Source organism: Propionivibrio sp., assembly GCF_016790145.1.
In the GTDB taxonomy this organism is placed as follows: Bacteria; Pseudomonadota; Gammaproteobacteria; order Burkholderiales; family Rhodocyclaceae; genus Propionivibrio.
Genome location: NZ_JAEUOI010000233.1, coordinates 1 through 8,719, shown reverse-complemented (window position 1 = coordinate 8,719; position 8,719 = coordinate 1). Strand labels below are relative to the sequence as shown.

At 58.3% G+C, this 8,719-nt stretch carries 8 protein-coding genes and 2 pseudogenes; 7 read left to right on the top strand and 3 right to left on the bottom strand.

The features are described 5' to 3' along the window. Window positions 1-48 precede the first annotated feature (48 nt). The 6 genes and pseudogenes from JNM42_RS18880 (at window position 49) to JNM42_RS18850 (ending at window position 6,342) form a co-directional block, all read left to right on the top strand. On the top strand, window positions 49-1,008 hold the full coding sequence (locus JNM42_RS18880; RefSeq protein WP_294273991.1) for a hypothetical protein: 960 nt from the start codon (window positions 49-51) through the stop codon (window positions 1,006-1,008). Then, window positions 923-2,169 (top strand): annotated as a pseudogene (locus tag JNM42_RS19540) (ISAzo13 family transposase). Before JNM42_RS18880 ends, JNM42_RS19540 begins: the two are co-directional and overlap by 86 nt. Window positions 2,170-2,539: 370 nt before the next feature. Further along, complete coding sequence (locus tag JNM42_RS18865) at window positions 2,540-3,370, top strand: oxygenase MpaB family protein (protein WP_294273981.1); 831 nt, start codon at window positions 2,540-2,542, stop codon at window positions 3,368-3,370. A 149-nt stretch (window positions 3,371-3,519) separates the two neighbouring features. After that, the gene (locus JNM42_RS18860) at window positions 3,520-3,807 is read left to right on the top strand and encodes a putative quinol monooxygenase (protein WP_294273979.1); all 288 of its coding nucleotides are present in this window, start codon (window positions 3,520-3,522) and stop codon (window positions 3,805-3,807) included. Window positions 3,808-3,825: 18 nt separating this feature from the next. Then, window positions 3,826-4,668: an alpha/beta fold hydrolase gene (locus JNM42_RS18855; protein ID WP_294273976.1), complete on the top strand. Its 843-nt coding sequence runs from the start codon at window positions 3,826-3,828 to the stop codon at window positions 4,666-4,668. A gap of 33 nt (window positions 4,669-4,701) precedes the next feature. Continuing rightward, window positions 4,702-6,342 carry a 3-(methylthio)propionyl-CoA ligase gene (locus JNM42_RS18850; RefSeq protein ID WP_294273971.1) on the top strand — a complete coding sequence of 547 codons (1,641 nt, stop codon included), beginning with the start codon at window positions 4,702-4,704 and terminating at the stop codon, window positions 6,340-6,342. A gap of 59 nt (window positions 6,343-6,401) precedes the next feature. Here the strand turns inward: JNM42_RS18850 and JNM42_RS18845 are convergent, their stop codons facing one another. Together JNM42_RS18845 and JNM42_RS18840 are read right to left on the bottom strand one after the other, a co-directional pair. Continuing rightward, window positions 6,402-6,599: a hypothetical protein gene (locus tag JNM42_RS18845; protein WP_294273968.1), complete on the bottom strand. Its 198-nt coding sequence runs from the start codon at window positions 6,597-6,599 to the stop codon at window positions 6,402-6,404. A gap of 64 nt (window positions 6,600-6,663) precedes the next feature. Then, window positions 6,664-7,002, bottom strand: a pseudogene (locus JNM42_RS18840) (transposase); the annotation flags it as partial. Between the two features lie 75 nt (window positions 7,003-7,077). On the opposite strand from JNM42_RS18840, the gene JNM42_RS18835 reads away from it, so the two are divergent. Continuing rightward, window positions 7,078-8,118, top strand: coding sequence for a PEP-CTERM sorting domain-containing protein (locus JNM42_RS18835; RefSeq protein ID WP_294273967.1), 1,041 nt, complete (start codon window positions 7,078-7,080; stop codon window positions 8,116-8,118). Window positions 8,119-8,231: 113 nt separating this feature from the next. Here JNM42_RS18835 and JNM42_RS18830 read toward each other — a convergent pair whose 3' ends face one another. Then, window positions 8,232-8,384, bottom strand: coding sequence for a hypothetical protein (locus tag JNM42_RS18830; protein ID WP_294273963.1), 153 nt, complete (start codon window positions 8,382-8,384; stop codon window positions 8,232-8,234). Window positions 8,385-8,719: the final 335 nt, after the last annotated feature.

Below are 8,719 nucleotides of genomic sequence, written 5' to 3'. Positions count from 1 at the left end.
GAGCTTCCGCCTGAGTTCAAGGTGCTTGGGATCAATGATTAAATCTTCTTGGACGGCTACAAGAAGGTTTTAGCTGCGAAAGCAGAGGGGAAATTGCCAAACATCGACTTGCTGCTTCCCGTGATTGAACTCCGCCTCGATAAGTTTGGAGGGAGCAAGAGCGGGTTAAGTCGCGTGAATTACCACGTTATTTTTTCGGACGAGATTAAGCCAGAGATCATTGAGAGCCAGTTTCTAAGCGCGCTGTGCAGCAAGTATGTTCTGACCCCGGAGTTCGACTCGCTGCGGACTTCGGGCAATTGGGCTGCGGTTCCAACACGGCAAAGTATCGAAGACCTTGGGCGGCAAATTATCGAAAGTGTGCCTGTCGAGGAACGCGCGAAGTTTTATGACCCTGCTATAGAAGGGTTCAACAATCTCTGCCTCAGTCTCAGTGCGATTCAGGAAGTGCTGAAGTCCCATTACTTCGCCGGCAAAACGCTGACGGCTGTTGGAAAAACGGAGTGGGCTGACATCAAATGGAACGACCAGTCGATTGCCGACAAGAAGACCATCATCAATAGCACCGACCTAGTCTTCATTTCTTCCGCAACGGCAGCGGAATGGGGCAAAGCGAAAAATTCGCTAACAGCTAGCGGGGTGAATGACCGATTGCTCGATTGCAGCGACGCCCACCGATATGCGGATTCCACCGACAAAGACCGGCTTGCCAAGTGTTTTACCTGGATAAAGGCAGACCCCACGTTTGAGGGACTGCGACAAGCCATATTTGAGTATGCATCTCGGGTTCACGTCGGGGATGTGCCGCCAATTCAGCCGTTTCTGCAAATCAAGAGGGCTACGCTGAAATTCCCGACTGACACATCGCTTAGGGAGATAGTAATTACTGATATACCAGTTATAATGTTTTCATACCGCATGAATGGAGGTGATGCGCATGAAGACGACTACACTGGCACGCAATGGCGTGTCCGCCGAAATGGTGGGACTAATCTCGCGTTTGGTTGATTTGATTCCTTGGCCCGCGCGACGTTGTGCGATGGGCGATGTCACGCTATTGCTGCTCGATGGCAAGCATCGGATTGCAGAGAGTGTCTTTGGTTGGAGTCGAACCGCTGTTGAAATGGGCATCAACGAATTCCAAACCGGCATTGCCTGCGTAAATGACATCTCCGCGCGAGTCAAACCCAAAACAGAAGAGAAGAACCCTAAGCTGCTGGCCGACATACAGGCCATCATGGAGCCGCAAAGTGAAACCGAATCCAGTCTGCGTACCACCTTGCTGTATACGAACATGACGGCAAACGCAGTGTACGGCGCTCTCCTGGAGAAGGGGTGGGCAGCGGAATCCTTACCGACCGTGCGTACGATTTCCAACATCCTGATGCGTCAAGAATACCGATTGCGCACGGTGGCCAAAACCAAGGTACAAAAAAAACAGCAGAAACCGATGCCCTCTTTGAAAATGTCTGGTACGTGAACGCGCTGGCCGATGCGGCCCCAGAAACCTTGAGAATCAGCATGGACACCAAGGCGGTCATCCATGTTGGCGAATACTCAAGAGGTGGGCGTTCACGCGGGATCGTAGCGGTCAACGCCTTGGATCATGATATGTGCCCCAAGGAAAAATTGGTGCCTGGCGGCATTCTGGAGCCGGTCACCGGCAAATCGTTCTTGTTTTTTGGCACCCATTACAAGACCAGCGACTTCATGGCTGACGGTATTTTTCTTTGGTGGGAGGAACGGAAACAGGCTCTGTCCGGTGTCAAACAGTTGGTCATCAATCTGGATAACGGACCGGAATGCAACGGGCATCGTAGTCAATTCCTCCTGCGTATGACGGAATTTGCCGATACGTCAGGGCTTTGCGTACGTCTGATCTACTACCCGCCGTATCACAGCAAATACAACGCCATCGAGCGCTATTGGGCGGGATTGGAGAAGTCGTGGAATGGCTATCTGTTGAGCACGGTGGGCACCGTACTCCATCGGGCTGAGAATTTCTTCTGGAAGAGGACGCGCACGGTGGTGCGGTTGCTGGATGCCCTCTATGAGAAAGGCGTGAAGGTTTGTGGTAACGCAAAAACGGAACTTGAACAACGCCTGCTACGCTCTGTCACCTTGCCCTGGTGGGATATAACGATCCATCCAGAACAGGTACATTTGTAATTACTATCTCCCTTAGTAGCCATTTTCTTTAAGCAGCCGCTTCGACTAATCGCCACAGGATTCTTGCTGGTAACGGTTGAGCGCATGCAATGCGAAGAAGAGCGGCCCAACAAAAAGCATTGGCCAGATCATGGAGTCGTTGGGTCGATATTTTTTGGTCATGGAATCCGACGGGTCGCTGCCTCTGAGAAGCCGACGGTGGTTCATCATCCGGCGTTTGGTATATGTGGTTCGGCTGTTGCCTGTCTGTCAAGCATGGCCCGCTGAGTCGCGAGTTGAAGCCACGGCCTTCGGGCGCAATTGTCTGGCGCAGTCCTGCATCCGATAGCGAGGGTTTTACGTAGACCAGCAGGTACGGGAAAGGAAGCCAATGACCAGCCCCTCGACACCTGATCCACAACGCGATTGCCAGGACATCGTGCGCCATCTGGCGACCATGGCCTTCCCCTGGGATACGACGCGCGCGCTCGAACTCGCGCTCTTCCGAACGTTTGCCTCGACGCGCATCGGTGGCCTGCTGCACAGTACCGGCGAATTCGAGACGCGTACCCGCAAACGCTACGACGATACCGATCTGATCGTCAGTGAAATCATCGAGCATGGTTTCGACAGTCCGCGCGGGTCCAGTGCCATTGCGCGCATGAATGCCTTGCACGCGCGCTTTCGCATTGCCAACGAAGACTTCCTGTATGTGCTGTCGACCTTCGTCTTCGAGCCGATCCGCTGGAACGAGCGCTTTGGCTGGCGAGCGATGAGCGAGACTGAGAAACTGGCCTGGTTCTGGTTCTGGCGGCAGGTCGGCGAACGCATGCTGATCCGCGACCTGCCCGAGAGTTTCAACGAGTTCGAAGCTTTCAGCCGCGCCTATGAAGCGGCGAACTTCCGCTTTACGGAGGCCAACCGGTGCGTTGCGCTGGCCACGCGCGAACTGTTTGCCGGCTGGTTTCCGGCGCTGTTGCGCCCGCTCGTGCGCAGCAGCATTCACGCGCTGCTCGATCCACCGCTGCTCGTCGCATTCGACTTGCGGCCAGCCCCGCGCTGGCTGGTATGTAGCGCTGAAAGCGCGTTGCGTCTTCGGGCACGGGCGCTGCGCTGGCTGCCGCAGCGCCGACGTGCGAAACTGCGGACGCAGATCCCGAGGGCCGATTATCCGCAGGGCTACCGCATCGAAGCGCTCGGGCCACCTCAGGCTGATCGCTAGAAGGTGCCGATCCGGTTCAAGGCAAGGAGCCTGGCAGGTTTCCGCCACTGTCCCGCCGCCCCCGGTGCATCCGGAAAGGCCGGTAGTGCGTAACATGTTTGTCGGGCGCGAATTGATCCGCTGTGACGAGAGAAAGAAAGGAGAAAAGGATGGTCAGAATCATGGCCCGGATTTCAGCCCGGGAAGCTTGTGAAGCGAAGCTGCGCGAGGTTCTGCAGGCTTTGATTGCGCCAAGCCGTGGCGAATCCGGCTGCGTGAGTTACGAGTTGTTCGAGAATGAGGATCGTCCGCTCGAGTTTGTGACCGTCGAGCAGTGGGCGGATCAGGCGGCGGCCGACGCGCACCTGGCAACGCCGCACGTTGCTGCGGCAATGGCGCGTGCGGGCGATTTTTTGGCACAGGCGCCATTGATTCACCGCTTCCGGCAGGTCGGCTGATCCGGCGCCGATCCGCGCATGGACACGCTAGCCGCTGCCCGCCCGATTGCCCCGCCGCGATCCTGGTGGCGGCGGGCCGCAATCCTTGCTGCCGTGATCGTCGGCGGTGGCTATCTGGCGGTGCTGGCCTGGGTGTACCGCTATCAGGAACTGCTGATCTTCCAGCCCGACCCGCTGCCAGCGGCCCACCACTACGTTCTCGACGACGTGCACGAGGTCAGCATAGACGTTGGCGGCGCAACGCTCTCGGCGCTGCATTTACAACTGCCACATCCCCGCGGCGTGGTGTTCTTCCTGCACGGAAATACCGGCAATCTGGAAACGTGGTTCACCAACACCGACTTCTATCGCGCGGCCAGCTACGATCTCTTCATGCTCGACTATCGCAGTTACGGCAAGAGCGGTGGCCGCATCGAAAGCGAAGAACAGCTTCGCAACGACGTGCTTGCCGCATGGCGGACGCTTGCGCCGCAATACGCCGGCAAACGGAAAGTGATTTACGGACGTTCGCTGGGCACGGCGCTCGCTGCCGGTCTGGCGGCCGAGGTGCAGCCCAATCTGACGATCCTGGTTTCGCCGTACTGCACCATGGGCGAACTCATGGGCGATCACTATCCGCTGTTGCCCAGTCTGCTGCTGAGGTACCCGCTTGAGACCTGCCGGGACGCCGGGCGGGTGCATGGTGCCCTTTTGCTTGTGCATGGCGAGGACGATGCGCTGATCCCGATCCGGCACAGCGAAGAGCTGCTGGCAGTGGCGCCGCAGGCACGGCTGCTGCGAATTGCCGGTGCCGCACACGCGGACGTGCATCGCTTCACCGCCTACACCGATGAACTGCTGCGCGCACTGAAATCACTCTAGGCGGCTATCACCACAAGGACGAGGAGGTCTTCGATGCTGAAAGGATTGATGCAGGACAGACCGCTGCTGATTTCGTCGCTGCTCGAACACGCAGCCAGTTTTCACCCTGACGCCGAGATCGTCTCGCGCACCAGCGAGGGGCCGCTGCATCGCTGCACCTATGCCGACATCCACCGCCGCGCGAAGCAAGTGGCCAATGCACTGACTGCTCTGGGTGTAGCCGCGGGCGATCGAATCGCAACGCTGGCCTGGAATGGTTATCGGCATATGGAGTTGTACTACGGCGTGTCGGGTATGGGAGCGGTGCTGCATACCATCAATCCGCGTCTGTTCCCCGAGCAGATCGAGTACATCGTCAACCACGCCGAGGATCGGATTCTTTTTTTCGACTTGAGCTTCGTACCGCTGGTCGAGGCGCTGGCCAGTAAGATGACCACCGTGTGCGGCTTCGTGGTGATGACCGAGCGCGCGCACCTGCCGGATTGCAGCATTCCCGGCCTGCTGTGTTACGAGGATCTGCTTGGCGCCCAGGCGAGCGACTACGCATGGCCCCGGTTCGACGAGACGACGGCGTCCTCGCTGTGCTATACCTCGGGAACCACCGGCAATCCCAAGGGCGTACTCTACTCGCATCGCTCCTCGGTGCTCCACTCCTGGGCGGCGTGCTCGGTCGATGGACTGGCCATCGGCGCCAGCGAAACCGTTCTTCTGGTCGTGCCGATGTTTCATGTCAATGCCTGGGGCATGCCCTACGCCGGGGCCATGTCCGGCGCCAGGCTGGTGATGCCTGGCCCGGCCCTTGACGGCAGGAGCGTCTACGAATTGATGCGCGACGAGAAGGTAACGCTGGCGCTCGGCGTGCCCACCGTCTGGCTGATGCTCTTGCAGCACGTCGACAGCAAGGGATTGAAGCCGAAGGACGAATTATGCCTCCGCCGCGTGGTCATCGGCGGTTCGTCGGCACCGCGAGCGATGAGCGAACGCTTCGAGACGGACTTCGGTGCTTTCGTCGTTCATGCCTGGGGAATGACCGAGATGTCACCATTGGGTACGGTCTGCAATCTGCTACCCAGGCACAGCGGCTGCACGCTGGAGCAGCGCCTGAGCATCCAGGAAAAGCAGGGCCGCGCCGTCTATGGCGTCGAGATGAAGATTGTCGATGACGAGGGTGTCAGCCTGCCGCACAACGGCATGGCGTCCGGCCACCTGCTGGTGCGGGGGCCGTGGATCGCTGGCGTCTACTTCCGCGACGAGGGCAGTCCGACTCTCGATGCCGAGGGCTTTTTTGACACCGGCGACGTGGCGAGCATCGACGCCGACGGTTACATGCAGATCACCGACCGCGCGAAAGACGTGATCAAGTCCGGTGGCGAATGGATCTCGTCGATTGCGCTGGAGAATGCAGCGATTGCGCACCCGGCCGTTGCCGAAGCCGCGGTGATCGGCGTAGCGCATGCCAAATGGCAGGAGAGGCCGCTGCTGATCGTCGTCAGGAAGCCCGGCCAGGATCTCACGCGTGCGTCGATGCTGGCCTTCATGACGGGCAGGGTGGCCACCTGGTGGCTTCCCGATGATGTCGTTTTTGTTGATGAATTGCCTCATTCGGCCACCGGCAAGCTGCAGAAGATGAAGCTCCGGAAGATGTTCAATGACTATCGGCTGCCATCGGCGTGAGTCAGCGCTAGCGGGCCACAGTGACGGCAAGAGCTACAAGAATGTTTCCTGCCAGTTTCTTAGTGATATCGACTGTTGGGCAACAGAGTGTGGATGACAGGAACTTGTTTTTGATTTGACAACCAAGGGGCACTGACCTCTTCAACGGAAACCATCCCGTCATTTGGTTCACCGCCAAATAGACCGCCACAATTTTCGAACCCGCGCACACCTGCGAAGCCCGTTGTGGCTTCTTCCAGCGAGCCGATTGCGCTCATGCGGGATGACGACGCAAGCAATTGGCCACAATCGCCAGCGAATGAACGATAAAAAAGGTCCTGATTAGCGCTGATCTTCAGCCAGCCTCAGCCACACCTCGGTTCGCTTGCCGGTGGTTGCGGCAGCGCGCAGCAATCGAGGCAGGATAACGGCCAGATCGAAGCGCCGATTGAATCGATATTGCATCTCGGCAAGATAACGATTGCCATACTTCTCGAAATCGAATGAATGATACGTTCCGTTAATCGCTGTTTTAAGATTGCCAAGAATCGTATTGACCCAGAGGAAAAAAGAAATGTCGGTACACTTGCTTTTTTTGCCAACCGCCTTCTACTCGTGCTGACACCCAGCCTTGGTCACCGCAGCAAAACAAGCCAATCCGTCAAAGATCACAGACTGAGACCACAGACTTGCGCTCGACCGGTTTGTGGCGCATATTGCTGCTGCGGCATCCACCGCTACTGCTTGGGGTCTTCGATGCGTGTCTTGTCAGGTTCGACCATTATCCTTGCCTTAGGCTGCGCATTTACAACAGCACAGGCCGCGCCGGCGCTCGAAAGTTACAGCCTCACGGCGGCCGGCATTTCGCGGCTCGGCGCGGCGGGCCCGGGCTTTTCCTGCGCGACCTTTGGACCTGATCCTCGCACGGCCTACTTCCAGGGCAACTTTCAGGTCGGCCTACCCACCGACGGGGGGGCGTGTGGCGTCGGCAGCGATTCGCGATCAGCCGTGGCCACCAGCGGCGTGGTGAACGTGGCCGCCGCCCTCGCGGTGAGCTTCGGGCCGCCTGGTGACTTGAGGGCCTTCACCGGTTCGGCGAAGGGCCGCGCGGGTTTTGGTGACTTAGGCGTGCGCGCCGCAGCCAGCTACAGCGGCAGCAGTGACTCATTCACAGTGGTGGGTTCGCAGGCTTACGGCTTGCAGACCGAGACCATAACCTTCGGTGGGGCCAGCGGCGCGGGCGTATTCAGACCCACCTTCACCGTCGACGGCTCGCTGTTCAACCTCGGGCGCACGGATAGCCAGTTGGGTTTCTTTTACTCGGTGGGCAACGGGCCGCACTTCTTGGCCTTTCGGATCCAGAACTCGCGCGGTTCAGTGTCGTACTACATGCCGGGTGGGTATGTCGCTTCTTTGCCTGGCATGGCTCTGACTGGCGACTTGGTCACGGGCCTGACGGTCAGCGGCAGCACCACGTTTTCGATCGACGTTCCGATCGTCTTCGGCTCTGCGCTGGACGTGACCTACGGTCTGTGGGGTGCTTCGCTACCCTCGTCCAGCGTGGGCCTGCTTACAGGCAGCGGGGGCGACGTATCTTTTCTCAGCAGTGCGCGCATGACCGGCATCGAGGTTCTGGGTGCAACGGGACAGCCGGTGCCAGGATTCAGCGTGATATCGGGTTCCGGCACCCTCTATGGCGCCGCCGGCGTGCTGCCCGCAGTGCCGGAGCCAGGCAGCACTGCGATGATGATTCTGGGCTTGGCCGCTTTGCTGGTGCGCCGCCTGTACTGGCACTGAAACCTAGTGCCATTAGTAGCGCCATTGGGGTAAAAAACCTTTCGAACCGAGAATAAGCACATTCCCCGCAGTACACGAGTCCTGGAGTTGGCCTATTTCGGAAGTTTACGCTGTCAAGCATAGACCAGCATCCATAAATCCGCCTCAGTCCAGTCCTCCACGCGCAGATTGCCCACCAAACGAACCGCCTGGTCATTGGTAACCAGGACGGTGCCAATACTTTCAGCATGGGAATCGATCAATACATTCAGGGGTGCCATTGCCATGCCTTGTCTTTCCATTGAGGCACGAGTCCGTGCGTAGAGCTCAGCCACACTTCATCCCATGGCATCACATCAACACACCGCAGGAACTACCTGGCTGCTGCGAGGAAGCGTATGGCTTCTGGCCGCTTCGCCAGGCCAAAATGCAGTTCGCCTTAGGTGCTGGCAGATAGCTTGCAAGCGTAGTCTGCTCACTCGAGCCTCTTGCAAAAGTCAGGATTGCAAATTGTTTCGCCGCCCCATTCGTCCGCTGGGGACGATTTTTCGGCTTCAGTGATCACTTTCTGGCCACGCGGCTAGCTATATGTCATATTTGTCATGATTCAGCGCGAAGCTTC